At 69.7% G+C, this 16,165-nt stretch carries 15 protein-coding genes; 1 reads left to right on the top strand and 14 read right to left on the bottom strand.

Annotated elements, in window-relative coordinates; genetic code table 11:
- The first annotated feature begins 108 nt into the window (after positions 1-108).
- Positions 109-5,310 carry a hypothetical protein gene (locus AB0P17_RS29410; RefSeq protein WP_365815381.1) on the top strand — a complete coding sequence of 1,734 codons (5,202 nt, stop codon included), beginning with the start codon at positions 109-111 and terminating at the stop codon, positions 5,308-5,310.
- Positions 5,311-5,392: 82 nt separating this feature from the next.
- Here AB0P17_RS29410 and AB0P17_RS29405 read toward each other — a convergent pair whose 3' ends face one another.
- The 14 genes from AB0P17_RS29405 to AB0P17_RS29340 form a co-directional block, all read right to left on the bottom strand.
- Positions 5,393-5,824, bottom strand: a complete 432-nt coding sequence (locus AB0P17_RS29405; RefSeq protein WP_365815379.1) for an NADAR family protein — start codon at positions 5,822-5,824, stop codon at positions 5,393-5,395.
- A gap of 218 nt (positions 5,825-6,042) precedes the next feature.
- Complete coding sequence (locus AB0P17_RS29400; RefSeq protein ID WP_365815377.1) at positions 6,043-7,716, bottom strand: hypothetical protein; 1,674 nt, start codon at positions 7,714-7,716, stop codon at positions 6,043-6,045.
- A gap of 415 nt (positions 7,717-8,131) precedes the next feature.
- Complete coding sequence (locus AB0P17_RS29395; protein ID WP_365815375.1) at positions 8,132-8,254, bottom strand: hypothetical protein; 123 nt, start codon at positions 8,252-8,254, stop codon at positions 8,132-8,134.
- A gap of 39 nt (positions 8,255-8,293) precedes the next feature.
- The gene (locus tag AB0P17_RS29390; protein WP_365815373.1) at positions 8,294-8,563 is read right to left on the bottom strand and encodes a hypothetical protein; all 270 of its coding nucleotides are present in this window, start codon (positions 8,561-8,563) and stop codon (positions 8,294-8,296) included.
- Positions 8,560-9,114 carry a hypothetical protein gene (locus AB0P17_RS29385; protein WP_365815371.1) on the bottom strand — a complete coding sequence of 185 codons (555 nt, stop codon included), beginning with the start codon at positions 9,112-9,114 and terminating at the stop codon, positions 8,560-8,562. Before AB0P17_RS29385 ends, AB0P17_RS29390 begins: the two co-directional genes overlap by 4 nt.
- Before the next feature lie 330 nt (positions 9,115-9,444).
- Complete coding sequence (locus AB0P17_RS29380; protein WP_365815369.1) at positions 9,445-10,458, bottom strand: hypothetical protein; 1,014 nt, start codon at positions 10,456-10,458, stop codon at positions 9,445-9,447.
- A gap of 15 nt (positions 10,459-10,473) precedes the next feature.
- Positions 10,474-11,625, bottom strand: coding sequence for a hypothetical protein (locus AB0P17_RS29375; RefSeq protein WP_365815367.1), 1,152 nt, complete (start codon positions 11,623-11,625; stop codon positions 10,474-10,476).
- A 127-nt stretch (positions 11,626-11,752) separates the two neighbouring features.
- Complete coding sequence (locus AB0P17_RS29370; RefSeq protein ID WP_365815365.1) at positions 11,753-12,751, bottom strand: hypothetical protein; 999 nt, start codon at positions 12,749-12,751, stop codon at positions 11,753-11,755.
- A complete protein-coding gene (locus tag AB0P17_RS29365; protein WP_365815363.1) occupies positions 12,742-13,359 on the bottom strand; it encodes a hypothetical protein in 618 nt (205 codons plus the stop codon). The genes AB0P17_RS29370 and AB0P17_RS29365 overlap by 10 nt, the downstream gene beginning before the upstream one ends.
- Positions 13,360-13,426: 67 nt before the next feature.
- A complete protein-coding gene (locus AB0P17_RS29360; RefSeq protein ID WP_365815361.1) occupies positions 13,427-13,612 on the bottom strand; it encodes a hypothetical protein in 186 nt (61 codons plus the stop codon).
- A 97-nt stretch (positions 13,613-13,709) separates the two neighbouring features.
- Positions 13,710-14,237: a hypothetical protein gene (locus AB0P17_RS29355; RefSeq protein ID WP_365815359.1), complete on the bottom strand. Its 528-nt coding sequence runs from the start codon at positions 14,235-14,237 to the stop codon at positions 13,710-13,712.
- A 213-nt stretch (positions 14,238-14,450) separates the two neighbouring features.
- Positions 14,451-14,930 (bottom strand): hypothetical protein, encoded by a 480-nt coding sequence (locus tag AB0P17_RS29350; protein WP_365815357.1) that lies wholly within the window; start codon positions 14,928-14,930, stop codon positions 14,451-14,453.
- Positions 14,931-14,992: 62 nt separating this feature from the next.
- Positions 14,993-15,397, bottom strand: a complete 405-nt coding sequence (locus AB0P17_RS29345; protein ID WP_365815355.1) for a hypothetical protein — start codon at positions 15,395-15,397, stop codon at positions 14,993-14,995.
- 19 nt (positions 15,398-15,416) lie between these two features.
- Positions 15,417-15,818 carry a hypothetical protein gene (locus AB0P17_RS29340; protein WP_365815353.1) on the bottom strand — a complete coding sequence of 134 codons (402 nt, stop codon included), beginning with the start codon at positions 15,816-15,818 and terminating at the stop codon, positions 15,417-15,419.
- Positions 15,819-16,165: the final 347 nt, after the last annotated feature.

The raw sequence follows: 16,165 nt of genomic DNA, 5'->3' as shown, positions 1-16,165 counted from the left end.
TGGCGCGGGAAGGAGTCGGCAGCCGAGTCGTGCCCGGCGTGCGAGCGCAGGGAAGTCCGCTCTGGACGTTGCGGCGGATGTGCCGCAGCCATCGGTGCCGAAGCGGCGATGGCCGCTCTGGAAGACATGCCCAAGAACGCGGGCGCCCTCGTGCGCGAGGCGTCGGAGCTGGGTTGGGATGTACGCGCCGAGCGCCGTTGGACCGGCTGCCTGTGGGTGCGTGCCGTGGTGCTCTCCGGGCTCGTGATGGTGCGCGCCGGGGTTGAGGAGACAGAGCACGTCTGCGCGTGGAACGAGTCGACGGGCACGTTCGTGACGTCCGCTTCGACCGGCGGGTTCAAGGCTGTGCGTGAGTCCGTCAGGGCCGTGCACGTCGTATCGCGAGAGCAGGAAGCCACGGGCCGGACGGTGTGGGGGCGCGACGCCGCGGAGTGGGTCCGGCAGATGGACGAGGCCGCGGACAAGGTCAGTGCCGCGCTGCGCGACGCGCGGGACACGTTCGACGCCCTCGACGGCTCCACGGCCACGGGTGCCCGGGCGGTCGAGCTCGCCTCCGCCGCCTGCATGGAGGCCAAGACGGCACAGCGGTCGGCCGCCAACGCCGTGGAAGCGGCGCGGGCGTGGCTGGCCGAGACCAACGGCGACGACGCGCGAGGGTGCGCGTCGTGGCGGCGTGCGATCGTGCTGGCCGGGCAGCACGTCATGGAAGCCGGCAAAGCGGTCGCGGACGCCGTGGCGCGCGCAGAGCGGGATGCTCTCGCCGCTCCCATCATCGAGGAGGCGCAGGAACGGCTGAACGCCCAGGAGGCCCAGTGGCGCAGGCGGCTGGCCGAGTCGGGCCGTGAGCCATCGGCGCGCGGGTACGCCGGGTTGATCGTGATGTTTGAGGACTCCTCGCGCGACTGGTGCGGATGGTTCGACGGCTACACCGATCACGACGGTGTGAAGCACGCCGGGCATGGTGACCCGTCGCGGTCGTTCGTGGCGCAGTACGACGCCTGGGGGAAGTCGAAGCACTCGGACCGGTCGGTTCACTTCCCGTCTCGGTACACGTCCGCCTCGCTGATGGCCGGTGACCGTGTCGACGCCACCGCCGTGGCATTCACGCTGGCAGTGGTCGACCGGATCGCGGGGCGCGGCGCAGAGGCGCTGCGGAAGGCGGCGGCGGCCGTCCGGAAGAACCCCCAGGGGTTCGGTACCGGCAATGACCGTAAGCACCTCGCCGATTGGTCCAGGTACCCGCACGTCAGCTTCGGGGAGCCGACCCGGCTTGCCGAGCACGCGCCTGCCGAGTGGGCGGCGCTCGAGACCGCTCAGGCCGCGTACAAGGGCGTTCGGGACTTCCACAACGGCCTGTACTGGGATGCGTACTACGCGGGCGAACGGGCGAACGCGCGGGCGGCGGCCGACCGTTCCGGTCTGGCCGGGCGCGATGACGCCCGCGCGGAGCGCGCGGAGTCCGGCCGTGCGGCGGCCGAGTGGGCGGCGGCTGTGGAGCGGCTGACGACGGCCCGCGTTCGTGTGCGTGAGGCGGTGGTGCTCGCCGCCGGTGATGTGGAGCGGGCGCAGGCGTGCGGGGGCCGGGTTCGGGAGGGTGACGCGCTCGCGGAGGACGTGTGGTCGGCCGTCCGTTCCTGTGAGGAGGCGTACGACCACGTGAACCGTGCCAAGCAGGACGCCGCCTACTATGCGGAGTCGGCAGAGATCTACCGCAAGGCGGGCGCCCTGTCTGACTACGTGGCCGAGTGTGCGCGCATGGAGGATGTCGCAGCCCGTGCCGAGTCCGGCCGTGAAGAGACGCTGAACCTGTACGGGTGCGCGTTCGCGGATGCCGCGAACGCGGAGGAGGACCGGCACGCCGCGTGCGCCGCGCTGCCCGCCGGGGAGCGTCCGGCGGCCGTCGCTGTGGAGGTGACGGACTTCAAGCCGTGGGGTGCCGGGCTGCGCCTGGTGTGCGCGTGCGGCGCCGTCCACGCGCCGACTGCGCCCGTGGTCGACGGCGACCGCGCGCACGTCGGAGCCCTGGTGAACGCCACCGACTGGATGATCAACGGCATGCTGAAGGCGGCCGGGCTCCGCGCCACGGTCGGCCGTGACCAGTGGTCGCGGGGGGTGCTGTTGTCTTCTGCCGACGGCGCCGAGGCGTGCGCCGGCTGGCGCATCCCGGTGGAGGCCGCGCCGGTTGTCTCGCACTGCCAGGGGTGCGGGTTGACGGTGGCGGACGGTTCGGAGTGGCACGCCACCTGCAAGCCGGTGGAGCCGACCCCGGCGGCCGAGGTTCCGCGCGACCGCGCGGCCGTCTGTGCCGTGGTCGTGGCGGCTGATGTGTCGTCGCTGTGGGCGCGTGAGGCGGTGGACGCCCGTACGGCGGCGATCGAGCTTGCTCCCCGTGGGGTGCGTCAGCCGAAGGGTTCGTCCGTCAGGCCGGGCAGCCGTAAGGGCGAGTGGGAGTGCGGCGGCCGGGTGTACGCCATCGACCGCAAGCCCAGGGATCCGGTCGGTGTGGGGCAGGAGACGCCGCCCAACACCGTGTACGACATGACGCCGGTTCGCGACGGGTCGGTGGGCACCCCGCCGATCATCGGGCACGCCCACGGCACGGCCGACGGCCGGAAGCTCATTCGGCACTATACGCGCGAGGTGGCCGCCCTGCTCGCCGAGCAGGAGACGGCGGCCGAGGAGACGGCCGAGGCGGCGCGCGTCGCGGAGTGCGAGCGGATCACTTCCCTGTCGGTCCGTGAGCTGGCCGAGGAGCAGCGGCAGCGGGCGGCCGTCATGGTCGCTGAGGTCGTCGGTGCTCCAGGCGCGTCCGGTGACTTGGCGCAGTGTACGGCGGCGGAGCTGGTTGTGGCTGAGGCGGCCGTGTCCCACTACAGCGGCGGCGACGCCAGGCAGTCGGAGGCGGCGGCCGGTGACGACGTCGCCGCCGAAGAGGCGGAACGGGGGAACGAGGCCGTCGGTACGGCTGTCGCTATCCTCGCCGGACTCGCTGGCTCGGGGGTGGCGGAAAGCGACGCGGCCCCGGTTGCGGATACTCCCGCCCGGCTGGCTCTGCCTGTTGGGGGGCAGGTGGCGGCGCCGTACGACACCGTCCGCACCATGGCCGCTCTCGGCTGGTGCGCCGCGTTCGTGGCGACGGTCCGCCTGGCCGCAGCCGGTGGCCTGAAGGCCGACGGTTCCGGGTTCCGCGCGGTGGACGCGGGCGGTCGTACGGGGCGACGGGTCAAGGGGGAGCGGGTGCGGCTGCTCGCCCGCTGCGGATACCTCGCGCATCACTCCTCGGGCCTGGTCGTGGCGACGGAGGACGGACACGAGGTGCTCAGGCTTGCCGAGGCTGCCGGGCCGGGCGTGCTGCGAGATGAGGCCGGCGTCATGGCGTCCGTTCGCAAGGCCCGCCGCGCCCGCCAGTGGGACAGCCACGCCGGGCAGGACGCGCACGCCTTGCCGGTGCTCCCCGGCGGCGGTGAGGAACGCCGCCGCCTGGCCGTCGCCCGGAAGGGCGCGGAGCGGGCGGCCGTCGAGGCGGAGAAGACGCGCAAGCGCACCGAGGCGCTGATGCGGCGGGCGGGGATCCGGGACCGCCGGGAGGCCCGCCGCGAGGCGACACGGGAGGCCGAGCGCACCGCGCCGCGCCGGTGCTGCCGGGGGGTGTGGCCGATGGAATGGAGGTGCGGGGAGTGCCGGGAACTGGCAGCGCGGGGGATCGCCGACTTCCCTGCTCTCCCGGCAGGCAGCACGAACACACAGCAGAACGGCAACGCCACGGAAGGACTCGGGAGCATGGCGGGTAAGTGGCGGATCACGGTCAAGCGGATCACTGACGGCCTGTGGCACGCGACCGCGCGCGGCGAGGTGTACACGGTGGTTCATGAGGACCGTGAGGTGTGGCCGTGGGTGATCGTCGCCCCGAACGGCGACCGGATTGGCAGCCCGTCCGTGATCGACGGCGAGCTCTGCGTTGAAGACATCCGGGACATCGTCCGCAGGCACGCCGACGGTGAGCCGGTGGCCGCCCCGGTCGCTACCTCCACCCCCGAGCCGTCCGCGACCGACGACGGTAACGACGCCGTTCCGATGGCCGTTGGTGAGGCGTTCGCCCGAGCCGCCGCGTTCGACCTGGCGGAGACCCGTTGGGGTGTCGAGTGCACCCGGCACGCCCCCGTGACAGTGTGGGTGGACAAGTTCGGCGACGGAGCCGAATACGAGAGCGCGGCCATGCAGTTCGACAACCGGGCCGACGCCGAGCTCGCCGCTCGGCTGCACGCCGACGACCACGCGCGCCGTGATGCGAGCGTGGTCACACCGCAGGAGATCGAGACGGCCGCCGCGTTGAACTTCTCCCGCGCCCAGTGGCGGGTGCTGGGCTGGATGCGTGAGGGCAAGGTCAGGGAGACCCGTGAAGGGTTCAAGGCGTACGACGTCAGCCCGGACCGTGACGACGTGTCGGCCCGTATCAAGCGGGGCCGTGTCTCGGCGCTGTGGTCGGCCGGGTACGTGAAAGTGTTCGCTGTGGCGCCTGGCGTGCGCGCCTTCGGCCTCACGGAGCACGGGGAGCGGGCTCATCGCCTGTGGTTCCGGGTGATGAAGGCCGGCACCGTCACCGAGCCTGAGACCGACGCCGCCCACGACGACGTGAAGGGGCAGCCGTACCGGCTGCTGTCCGCCCGTCAGTACTGGCCGGGGGAAACCCCGGTGGACGAGGAGGCCGAGAAGGCCGAGAAGGCGATGGCCGAGGAGAAGGCGGCCCACCTCGGTGAGGAGTCCAAGCGGCTCCCGGCGGAAGCGGTCGCGCTGATCTCCCAGGCCGAGAAGTCCGGCCGGTGGACATCGCGCACCCTGGTCCACCCCGCGAGTGCGGCCGTCGTGCAAGTCCACGACGTGAACGAGGAGCGCGGCCGGGTCGTACGGATGCTGTGGAAGTGGACGCCGGAAGGCTGGGAGTTCTCCACGGGCGGCACGCTCGACGGCAAGGGGGACCGAACCGAACTCAAGGCGATGTCCGAGGCCCGCGCGTGGGTACTCGACGCTGTCATGTTCGTGGGCGACGACGTCACTCCCGACGAGGGCGACGACCAGGCCGACGGCGGCGAGACCCTTCGGGCCTCCCTCGAGTTCATACCCACCGCAGCCCCGAGCACCGATGCCGAGACCATCGAGATTGCCGCCGCTGGCCTGCTGTGGCAGCGCGAGGGCGACAGGTTCGCGCACGCGGGACGTATGGTCAGCACCGCGCGGGTGCTGCCGCTGATCGAGGCCGGGACTCTGTACCGCTCCGCTGACGGTCGCGTATACCCCGTCAGGGACAACTAGGCCGAAGAAGGTGAAAATGAAGCCCTCCCGCAGCGGAGCATGATGCTCTGCCGGGGAGGGCTTCCGGTGTGACAACTGACCGTCAGCTGTGGTGTGCGCGAATGGCCATCAGCAACTCGCCGAGCATGTTCGTGCCTGGGACCTGCTCGTGCTTCGGACAGAAGCACGAGCCCCAGAACTGGTCATGCCAGTGATTCGTCTCGACGAGCATCAGGTCACCGGTGGCGACGAGCCGCTGGCTCAGGCCGGGGACAGCGAACTTGGCCATGAGTACACGCTGCATGGCCCAGACGCGCATTCCGGTGTTCCAGCCGGGGCGCAGCGTCACCCGGCGGCCCCGCCTCTTGCTTTCGCCGGGAGTCGGAGCACTGAGCACGTGGTTCTGCTCAGCGGGATCGAGGGTCTTCAGCGCGTTGAATGCGTGTTCACCGGAGGCAGCTTCGCGTCCCAGCGACGGGGCGAAGAAGGGCGTCTTGTCGAAGTTCGAGAGGAATCCGAGGGTGTCGGTGAACATCGGCAGCTGACTGTATTGGGCCACGGTGGTCGCTCCTGACGTCTCGTGGGCTCATACGTGCGAGTCGTCTCCCGGATCAGCTGTGCTGATCACAGACCAGTAGAAGCACAGAAGAGAGATTCCCTGCAGTCCATGTGTTCCTCCGGCATTCCGGGTGAAGAGATCAACCCCGGCCTGATGCCGGAGCATCAGGCCGGGGTCCTTGTGAAGATTTGGCGTCAGTGAGTCCTCTGGGGCAGTCGCAGCCCGTCCAAGCCCAGAGCATCCGGGTGGAAGCCGACTCCCATGGCGATCAGCCCGTCGACGACCTGCTGGGCCGCTTCGCCGAGCTCGCGCACGGCGTTGCGGTTGTACCTCCCGAGAATCTGCTCTACGCCATGCGACTGCGTGATCTGCAGGTTCAGACGCACGCGGCCGTCCGCTTTACAGACCGCGGCGAACACGTCCAGCTCCAGCTCGCCGGCGTACCCGCCGATGCAGTTGTTGAGCATCGCACCCCAGCGGGAGAGCGTCTCGGCATCACGGGCGACAACGAGGCTCAGACCGGGGGCTGCTTCCCGGCCATCCAGCAGTGCGGCTGTCTGCAGGGCCCATTGATGGCGCTGGGCCTGCTTCGCGATCCGCTCAAGGCGGCGGGCCTCCTCCCGTTCGTAGCGCTCACGATCGCGGGCGACCATCAGCTCGAGCCGACGGTCCTCGATGAGACCCAACGCCTGCGTGCGGAACGCCTCGTCCTTCCAGAGGTCCCAGTCAGCGACCTGGGCCGTACCCTCGGGCAGCAGCCGGATCTCGTGGTTGTAGTGCTCCATCTCCCAAAAGGCGACGATCTCCTCCTGCATGACGCGCTGGGCCGTGCGGCCCCGGGGGTCGTACCAGCGCTCGATTGCGGGCAGGTCCCGGACCAGGTGCTCGAGGTCACGGGAGCCGCGGACCCGGCGCTGCCCGCGGGCAGCGATGATCTCCGGAAGGAGGTCGAGGTCACGGGTGACGGCCAAACGGTGAGCCGTGCAGTCGGCTGCATCGGCCAGCGTGCGCCGCGCCTGGTGCACGGGCTCCTTGAGGATCCGTCGCAACACCGGCTGTGGAGTCCGGCGCAGGATCGAGCGGATGCCTCGCCGCTGCAGTGATGAGAGTGACGGCTCGTGCATCAGGCCGTGGTCGCCGGCTGTTTTCGTGGTGCGCATTGCGTCGATGAGCCAGTCCACGGGCACCAGCCCGCGGAACATGGCGAACCAGTTCAGGGTGCTGATGTCCAGACGCTCCACCTCGCGGGCCAGCGGCCGACGGTAGGCGCGCACGCCGAAGAGGTTCTTCGCGACCTGCGCATGGTCGTGGGCATCGAGATAGGGCAGGTAGGCGGCCGGACGATGCTGCCAGTCGTCCTTGAGCATCGGGAAGCGGTCGTTCCAGTTCGGCAGCTCGCCGATGTGTTCGCGGATCGCGGCGATCGCCTGGTCCACGGCGTTGTGGACTCCTTCGGGCTCCGGTCCTTCGAGCCGGCGGGCCTGCGGGTTGTTGTGCATCCACTGCAGCAGTGTCCCGGACAGCTCGTGGATCCAGTACTCGACCACGGTCTCCGAGAAGACATGGCGGGTGGTGGACTTGCCGGTGCGGCGGTCGATCTCGCGCAGGACGACGAGGTCCTTCTTCGTGCGGGCCATCGACGTGAGCTTCTCGGAGGTCCAGTAGTGGAATGCCTTGCCCGAGGCGCGCATGCGGTGCACGCGCCGGTAGAGCGAGACGGCGACGGACGTCCGACCGTCAGGCAGAGCTCGCGCCAGGATCCTCAGACTGATGCCGGAGATCGCGCCTTCGACTGCGGCGACACCCTGCTCGGCGAGGGTGTCGACATACTTGATGTAGAGCAAGGCGTGCTCGGTGCGCTCGGGCATGGAGGTCCCCCCGGGACGATGTAATGGATTCGACAGTGCGACCTCCGGCGCTGCTTTGCAGCGCACTGCCCGCGTCTCATCCGACTCTCTCTCCCTCCAACTCGTCTCCCTGCCACACCATTCGGAACCGCCTGTCGATGAAAGGCCATATCGCCCGAAAGGCATTTCGGCAGGGATTGCACAGCCCGAATGATTCGGAGTGAGAAGCCGGGGCTGAGCGTGCGAAAAGGGAAGACCCCCGCCGGGGTCCCTGCGGGGGTCTTGGCTGTGCTGCTCGTCAGGCACATCGTTCGATGCGCGTGGCCCCCGAGTCGTCCTGGAGCCCTGTGGCGAGGTCGTACCAGAAGCCGCTGCCCAGCCGGACCAAGGTCTTCGCCTCGCGACCTCGCCAGCCGGAAATGGTGGGGACGTCGCGTCAGTCGAGGACGGCGGTCGTGCAGATGGCCTCCCCGGTGTTCTCGTCTAGGTTCTTGACGACGACATTGTCGCCGATGTGAAGGTTCGCAAGATCGTTCGTGCTGATGGTGCTGGTGCTCATGGCGCTGTGCTTCTTTCGGATCGAATCTGGACTGCGGTTTCAGTTCTGGGCCGCGCTCATGAGTGCTTTCCTCGCGCGGCGCTTCTCGGCAAGAGCCCGAAGGGTACGCAGGAGGATCCACCAGGACACGCCGCTGAAGGCGATGCTGATGATGATCGGCGTGTACTGACTGGTCATGACGCAGAAGACTGCCGCCGGTGCGAGGACGATCACGTTCGTCGCGATCATGAGGGTGAGGAGCACCCGGCCGATCGTCTTGGTGGCGCGGTCGCGCCACGTCGAACCCGCGGTGCTGGTGGTGGCGTTCATGCACTGGGTCCTTCCTCGATGATATAGATCTTCTCGGCGATGTAGGCATCGTCCTGCTCCTCGGCTGTGCTCTCGACTTCATGGGAGATCTGGCTGATCACGGGAATCAGCGTCAGCCGGTCGATCGGGGAGGCCGTGCGGATGGTGATCACGGCGGTGGTGAGTCCTGCAGCAGACGGGAACGTCACGCCATTGAGCTCCGCGTGTGCGCCACGGATGCCGTAGCTCGCCGCAATGGGCATCGTGTGCCGCGGCAGCTCCGGCATCTGTTCTGCGCGTGCGTGCAACGCGGCGCTCACTGCGCCATGAACATCAGCGAACTCGCGGGCGTGCAGGACCACGGGCGCAGCGTGCTCGTAGCCCGCCGCCACCTCGAAGGCGACCTTGGCGGCCTCGACGGCGCGCGTCGGACAGTGCGGTCCCGGGTAGACCTCGTCTCGCCCCGTCATCTCGGAGCACAGGTGGCAGTGCGCGGGCCCCATGTCCGGAACGCAGTCGCAGCGCATGTGCTCCGTCTGTCGGGGATCAGTGGGTTCGAGGGGCTGGCTCATGGTTGTACTCCTGGCGCTGGACGTGATCTTTCGAAGACCAGACCGGATCAGCTCGGCTGATCAGACAAAGAGAGACCCCCGCCCAGCGAGCGTGATGCTCAGCAGGCGGGGGTTCTACGGAGTTCAAGGAACCGGCGGGCGGCCGGCCGTTCGGGTCGGCCTGCACGGGGGGCGGGGGCGTTACGGCGCTGTCCTTGCGGCGTGGTGCGCCCCGGCGTGGCGCACCGCGCCCGTTCTGCGAGAGCAGGCCAACGGTTCCGCCCCCGCCGGTCGGCGCAGGCCGTGGGGCGGGGTTCAGCGCAGGCCCGTGCTGGCCTCGATCGCGTCGCACTACTCCTGCTGGTCCTGCCAGCAGGGCTCGCATGGGTCGATCTCGGAGCACTCCGGGCGGGGCTGGCCGTTGGGGCACAACTCACCGGCGGCCCCGGCGGGCTGGACGGGGGTGCCGCCGGTGCCGCACGCGCACGTGTGGGCGCAGCGCTCACAGTTCTCGCAGACCTGGTGCGGGCAGCAGCCGCAGGGCAGGAACCGGTTCGGTGGCAGGGTGCAGTGGTGCGTGGCCTCTGCGGCGGCCGCGGCCTCGGCCTCCTCGCGCTTGCTGAGGAGTGCCTTCACGCAGGCCTGGCACGACACGTCGGTGCCGGGGGCCTCGAGGCTGCTCTCCGTGTCCTGCGGGAAGTACGTGCCGCACGCGCCGGTGTCGCCGATGCCGCTGTCCATCTGCCTGGTGGCGTGTACGGAGTAGCTGCGGTGCGCCTTCTTCCGGCTCGGGTAGCCGTCAGGCCCGGCATCCCGCTCCAGCTTGGCTAAGGCCTGGCGTACGGCGTCAGCGTCGGCGTCGGTGCGGATCCCGACGGCGCGCAGCGACTTGCACGGCCACGGCACCTGACCGCCGATCGTGTGCTCGCTGCTCCGGCACTCCGGCCGGTGCGTCCCCTTGCAGACCTTCGGTGTCGCGCAGCACCCGTGCCGGGGGTTGGCCGTCTTCGGGTGCAGGGCGAGCATCGCGCCCTGGAGGCGGAGCCCGCCCACCGCGGCGGCGGCCCGGACCGCGTCCTCGTGGGCGTCGAGGAGCGCATTCGCCTCCTCGTGGAACATGGGCCCGCCGGCCTCGGGGGCGACGAGTTGGTTGAAGATCGGGCGCCGGGTCCCGTTCACGGTCGGATCCGGTGCCTGCCCGCCCAGCTCGTCGGCCTGGTCGTCCAGCCGCAGAGCGGAGATGAGGATGGCGTCGTGGGTCTTGGAGTCGGCCGTGTCCGGCAGGTTCAGTTCCGTGCGGCGCAGGAACTTCGCGGCCCGGCGCAAGGCGGGGATGTCCTTCGGGGTGAATTCGACGGTGACCATCGGTGTCCTAACGTCTCAGTAGCCCTTACGGGCCGCCGCGCGGGCCTGCGCTTCGGCGTCACGGGCGGGGATGGTGGCGAGGAGTTCTCCGGGGCTCGCGGCCCTGGCGAGGGACTTGGTACGGGCCGGGTCGGCGTACAGGGTCCACACGTCGCCGCCCATCCGGGGCCAGTAGGAGAGCTGCCAGAACCGGCGGTTGGCGTAGCAGATCTGCCATGAACGCGGGCCGGACGGGTGCGCGCTCACACCGGCGGGAAGGTCCGGCAGTTCCGGCGCGGGACCGTACGCGCGGTCGATGTAGGCGAGGTGTTCGGCCGTCGCCGTGATGGCGACGCGCACCGTGTGTGGCCACCGGTGCCCCTCGGGCAGCATCGGCGCCCACTCCTCCCATTGCGCCTCGCTGCTCGCGCTGCCGGTGTACGGCGTCCAGGCCGCGCCGCGCGCGTAGTTGAAGCCAAGCCGCATCAGGTGCCACCCGGCGGCGATCTTCAGCCCCTCCGTGTTCGCGCCGTCGGTGATTGCGTCCAGGTAGATCCCGGCGGGGTCGTTCTCCCGCCCGGCCGCGCCCCGCTCCGTGAGCGGGATCATGTGGCGTTCCGCCGTGCTGCCCTCGGCGGTCATCAGCCGCAGCGTGGCACCCCCACCGGCGAGCGGGTACGCCATGCGGATTTCCGCGACGGTCGGCAGGGCGGCGAGTTGGCCCGCTCGCATGCGCTCCAGCCGCTCGTCCATGGTGGCCGACACCTGGGAACGCTCGCCGCCCTCGGCGGCCATGCGCCACGCGGCGCCGCGCGCACGGGTGCCCTGGTCGCGAGTTGCCGGCGCGGCCGTCTCGGGCGCGGCAGCGGTCTTCTCCCGCTGCTGGGCAACCGCGTTCACCGCGAGTGCGAGCGCGCCCTTGCGCGTCGTGCTGTCGGATCCGACCTGCCTGCGCTCGCCCCCCACCTCCCGCACCCTCCAGAACAGCGCGCCGCGCTCGCTCACCTGAAAGGCGGCGTACATGGCCTGCGGGAACCGGACCCCGCCGAGCGTCTCACCGGGCAGCGCGAACAGCCAGCCGTCAACGCCGAAGTCGGCGCCGTCGGGCTTCTTGCCGTTGGTCGGCGTGTACTGGGTGTATTCGGGCTTGGCGGTCTCCCGGACGACGCTGCGGGCCTTGCTGCTCATATCGTGGGAATCCTCTCCTAGCATCGGTCGTGCATGAGTTGCGTCCGCCCGGCTCTTTTGCGCGCGCTTCGGCGGCCGGGCAGGGCCAAGATCGGGGCCGGTGACGGCCCCGGCACGTTTCGGGGGTTCAGTCGCTGGTTCCGCGCCGGTGTTCACGGCGTGCGGCCAGGGTGGCGGTGTGCAGCTCGGCCGCGTAGCGGCAGATCATCACCCACGTTTTCCGGCTTCCGTTGGCGAGCGCGTCACGGAAGTGGTCGGCCGCCAGCCATGCCTGACGGTCCGCCCAGTCGGCCGCCGCGCTGTCCTTCTTCTGTGCGGCGTAGTCGAGGTGGCGGGCGGCGTTCATGACCGCGTTGTGGCCTTCAGGGCACAGGTCGGGCAGGTGGGTCGCGGGTTCGCGGGCGAACATGTCCCCGGCCGGCGGGTTCGGGTCGAACGACCTGTCGCGGTCGGCGCTGTAGAAGTGTGAGCGGATATCCACGAGGTAGCGGGTGACGAGGTCCCAGGTGAGTTCGCTGCCGTCGCCCATGCGAGCGTGGAAGGTGGCGGCGGCGTGGCGGGCGATGTGTGCGGCGGGGGCGAGGTACTGCCGGTCGCGGTGGCGGCGGAAGTCCTCCAGCCGTACGGCGGCCTCGAAGATGTGTATGTGGCCGGAGTAGGCGTGCTCGCGCAGCGAGCCGCCCAGCAGGCTCGATGATCCGGCCTGTGACGGCTCCGGCTCGCCCGTCGCCTCGGCCGGTGCGGCGGGCATCGGGGGGCCGGTCTCGGCGGCGGCCTTCGTGGTCTGGACGGTGGTGCCGGTGGGTGCGCCGGTGCTGCCGGGGGCCCAGGCGACCACGCACAGGGTGTGGTCCTGTTCGACGAACCATCCGGCTTCGTGGAACCGGTCGGCGTAGATCTTCTTCTCCACCGTCCAGGTCGCTTCCTGGAGATGCGCGGCGCCCTTGGAGAGGTGGGGGTAGCGGTGCGCGAAACGCGTGTGCTTGCCTGCGAGGAGTGCGTAGATCTTCACCATGCCGGGCTGACCGGCGGGGACGACCCACGCGCCGCGGGCCTCGTTCTCGTCGTAGGTGGAGGGCTCGGTCTCGTCGTACTCGTCGCGCAGGAGCGCCAGCTTCAACGACATGTGGTGCTTCTGGGTGCCGCCGAGGACGCGGAGGGCGGCGCGGACGTCCTCATGTCGGCGTCTTTGGGGAGGCTGCCCTTCGTGCCGTTCTCCCACCGGCCCACCACCGCGCCCTCAACCGCCTCACGCCGACGCCACGCCTCGTCCTGCTGGGCCTGGTCGGCGGGGCGCAGGTGCGGCAACACGTTCGCCTGAGGCGCCGGGACCGGTTGTACGGTTCGGGTGACCTTGACCGGCGGCAGGCTGCCGCCGAGGACCTGGGGTACGAGCGGGGACGGCCCGGTGATGTCCGGGATGTTCACGGCCGTGCTCGCCATGCCGTCGGCCGGCTTCTCCTCGGCGGCGACCTGGAGCATGGCTTTCTCTTCCTCGACTTCCCTGTCGATGGCGTCCATCGCCGCGTGAGCGGACTTGGCACGGGTCGCCTCAACCGTGCCCTCGAAGGGGTTGTCGCTGTAGTAGTCGGACGCCTGCCACTCCGATGAGTTGATCTTGGCGACGCGGACGGACCGTGTGGTGTCCACACCGGTCGCTCCCTTGTAGCGGTACTGGAAGACGTAGCCGTTGCCGTCCCGGCTGTACTTGGGCTGAGCCCGCTCGGCGCTCATGATCTTCTCGGGTTCCTCTCTCGGGTTGCTGTCGTGATCGGTGGTGGGTCAGTTGGCGGGCAGGAGTTCATCGAGGGCGTAGTCGTTGGCGAAGGCGACGTTTCCGGGGGGCGGGCCATTCGACGGTGGCCCAGGGGTCGCCGTCTTCCTCGTAGAGGCGGGTGATCGTGCCGGGCTTGTCCCACGGCTCGTCGGTGGTGTGGTGGACGAGGTCGCCGACGGCGGGCGAGACGGTGTCGAAGGTGCGGGACATGCGGGGTTCCTCCCGAGGGTTGGTGGCTGGTGGGTCTGAGTGCTCCCCAGCCCGACCCGATCGGGCTGCACACCGTCTGCGGCGGGGGCTGTGATGCTTAGAACGGGGCGCCGTCGTAGGGGCGGACGAGGTAGAGGCGGCCGTCGTGCACGGCCAGGCGCTCACCGTCGCCCAGCTCGAACGCGGAGACGTCGGCCCTGTAGCCGCAGCCGGTAGCGGTGCACACGTAGACCGGCCGTCCCTGCGCGTACAGGCCGGGAACGGGGGTGTAGCCGCCCCAGCCGCATTTCGCGCACACTTGCGGGCCGAACTCCTCGGACCCAATCACCATTTCGCCGGTGTGCTTCTCGGCCGCCCGCGCTGCGGCCTTCTCCCTCCTGCCGATGCACGCGGGGTCGTCGCACGGCCGGTGCCCGATCAGGCCGTCCGTGGACGCGTGGCAGATCTCGATCAGGCCGTAGTCCTGGCACGAGCCGCACAGCGGCTCCGGGGCGTGCGGCTGCTCACCGTCCACGCACCCGGTCCGGTTGGACGAGTCGTACCAGGCGCCTTGTCCGTCGGCCTCGATGTACTCGATTTCGCGGGCGCAGTGCAGACAGGTGCGGGTCTCGGCCGTGGTGCTCATCTGCCGTGGTCCTCTCGGGGGTTGAACCGCACGCCGGTCGGTCGCGCGGCGGGGGCCGGCCGCCAGTGGAGGGGCGGGCGGTCGCGGGTTCAGCGGGTCTCGGCGGTGAGGTCGGCCACGCGCCGCTGGTAGGCGCCCCAGACGCTTGCGGTGTCCAGGCTGGGGCCGGTGGTGTAGCCGGTGGGGGATGTTGTGCATGGTGCTGGGTCTCTCTCATTCTGAGCGTGGCCAGGTGGTTTCGACGTTGATGCGCACGCGCAGCCGCTTGGCTACGAAGCCGACCTCGATCTCGAAGTGGCCCTGGTGCAGCTCGTAGAGCGCAGGACAGACGGGTCCGGAGGCCCAGGCTTGGATCGCTTCCGGAAAGAGGGCTCGAGCTTCTGGAGCTTCATCGCGGTCACCGCCGGCAGGTCGGGCTCTGCGCATGCTTCTGCAGGATGTACTCGGCGACGTCGAAGGCGGATGTCTGAGACTGAGCGATGGTTCAAACCTTCGTTCCGCTTCGATGAGTTCGAGCCGGGCCTCCGCCACGCGGCGCTTCAGCTCGGGGTGCCGCTCGGACATCACGCCCAGCCGGTGAACGGCGTCGATCTTCTGCTCTTCACCGACTGTGGACGTGGCGGAACTCGCTTTCTGCTGGGTGGTGTTGACGGGCGTGGGGTCAGGGAACAGAGCGCAGCGCCACGAGGACAAGGAGCCCCGGCACGGCGTGATACCTGCGGGGCTGATGGTGCGGATGCGTTGCGCTCGTGGGGTCAGGCCTGGGCCAGGGCCCCAGCGAGGTCGACCTTTCGGCCGCGGGCGATCTCGGCGGCCGGGACGTCGACACGGAAGCCGCCAGCCGCGCAGCTCGGGTGGGTCGAGAACACCACGGCGCACATCCAGGAGCCGGAGTGGCGCTTACGTGGCACGGGCTCTTCCTCGACGCCGTCGGGCAGAGCGTCCTTCCGGAACTCGATCGGCACCACGACGACGCGGTACGACTGATCGGTGCGCGGCTGGGGCCAGGGCAGCTCGACGACCAGGTCTTTGGGCCAGCCTTCGATGGTCACGGGCAGGGTGGACAGGTAGTGGTTCAGTGAGCCTTCGGGGGCCTGGGCCAGCCGGGCCCGCTCCTGTTCTTCGGTCTCGATGAAGCCGATGCGGCTGAGGAAACTCATGGTGGTCAGTACTCCTTGGTCAGTGTTTGGTCCGGACAGCCAGCGTGGGTTCGAAGAAGGCGAGCTCGTGGAGCTCGTAGCGCACGCCGTAGATGCGTGCGGCCTTCAGGGCGGCGAGGTCCTGGTGCACGAGGTCGTCCGGCTTCGTCAGCCAGTGGACGAACACCGTGGTGTCGTCAACGCCGCCCTGAGAATGCCGGACGATGATGCCGATGCTTCCGGGAGCTGCACCGAACCCGTATTCGAGGTAGCCGCTGGGCTCGGCGAGGAGGACGTAGCTGCCGACGGCGGGCCGGACGCGCTGCTCGGTCTTGCCGCTGTGGTTCTTGGCCTGCGGCTTCCGTCCGATCAGGTCCGGCAGGAGGAAGGCGAGTCCCATCGTCGCGAGGACAGCGGCGAAGACGATGAGAATGACAGGCAAGACGGGCATCGTCTGGAGCGTGTTCATCGGCGTGGTTTCCTTCGAGATCGCAGCAGACTAGGAATGGAAGGGCGAAGAAGCTATGGTCAGCGCGTCTCGCTGTAGCCGCATCCGGAGCACGTGTGCGTGACCTTCTCGGCCTTCTGGCTGGCGCGGACGCCGTGGGCGTTCGATTCCATGTCGATGGCGCATTTCGGGCAGTTCATGGCTCGACTCCTGACGCGACGAGGATGGTCTTCAGCGCCAGATCCGGATCAGCTCCGCTGATCCCCTGTACTCACTGCCTTCACGGGACGAGCAAGGCGAGCCACGAGGGAAAACACAGCACCCCGGCGCCGCAGCTGCCC

Source organism: Streptomyces sp. NPDC088124 (assembly GCF_040685895.1).
Classification (GTDB): domain Bacteria; phylum Actinomycetota; class Actinomycetes; order Streptomycetales; family Streptomycetaceae; genus Streptomyces.
The sequence above is the reverse complement of the archived record's forward strand: the minus strand, read 5'-3'. Positions and strand labels throughout refer to the sequence as shown.

Excerpts from the sequence above, each read along its gene's own strand:
- AB0P17_RS29395 (WP_365815375.1), bottom strand. The coding sequence starts at position 8,254 with ATGAGCACCAGCACCATCAGCACGAACGATCTTGCGAACCTTCACATC.
- AB0P17_RS29370 (WP_365815365.1), bottom strand. The coding sequence starts at position 12,751 with ATGTCGTTGAAGCTGGCGCTCCTGCGCGACGAGTACGACGAGACCGAG.
- AB0P17_RS29375 (WP_365815367.1), bottom strand. The coding sequence starts at position 11,625 with ATGAGCAGCAAGGCCCGCAGCGTCGTCCGGGAGACCGCCAAGCCCGAA.
- AB0P17_RS29380 (WP_365815369.1), bottom strand. The coding sequence starts at position 10,458 with ATGGTCACCGTCGAATTCACCCCGAAGGACATCCCCGCCTTGCGCCGG.
- AB0P17_RS29390 (WP_365815373.1), bottom strand. The coding sequence starts at position 8,563 with ATGAACGCCACCACCAGCACCGCGGGTTCGACGTGGCGCGACCGCGCC.
- AB0P17_RS29400 (WP_365815377.1), bottom strand. The coding sequence starts at position 7,716 with ATGCCCGAGCGCACCGAGCACGCCTTGCTCTACATCAAGTATGTCGAC.
- AB0P17_RS29345 (WP_365815355.1), bottom strand. The coding sequence starts at position 15,397 with ATGAGTTTCCTCAGCCGCATCGGCTTCATCGAGACCGAAGAACAGGAG.
- AB0P17_RS29360 (WP_365815361.1), bottom strand. The coding sequence starts at position 13,612 with ATGTCCCGCACCTTCGACACCGTCTCGCCCGCCGTCGGCGACCTCGTC.
- AB0P17_RS29355 (WP_365815359.1), bottom strand. The coding sequence starts at position 14,237 with ATGAGCACCACGGCCGAGACCCGCACCTGTCTGCACTGCGCCCGCGAA.
- AB0P17_RS29410 (WP_365815381.1), top strand. The coding sequence starts at position 109 with ATGGCCGCTCTGGAAGACATGCCCAAGAACGCGGGCGCCCTCGTGCGC.
- AB0P17_RS29385 (WP_365815371.1), bottom strand. The coding sequence starts at position 9,114 with ATGAGCCAGCCCCTCGAACCCACTGATCCCCGACAGACGGAGCACATG.
- AB0P17_RS29405 (WP_365815379.1), bottom strand. The coding sequence starts at position 5,824 with ATGTTCACCGACACCCTCGGATTCCTCTCGAACTTCGACAAGACGCCC.
- AB0P17_RS29365 (WP_365815363.1), bottom strand. The coding sequence starts at position 13,359 with ATGAGCGCCGAGCGGGCTCAGCCCAAGTACAGCCGGGACGGCAACGGC.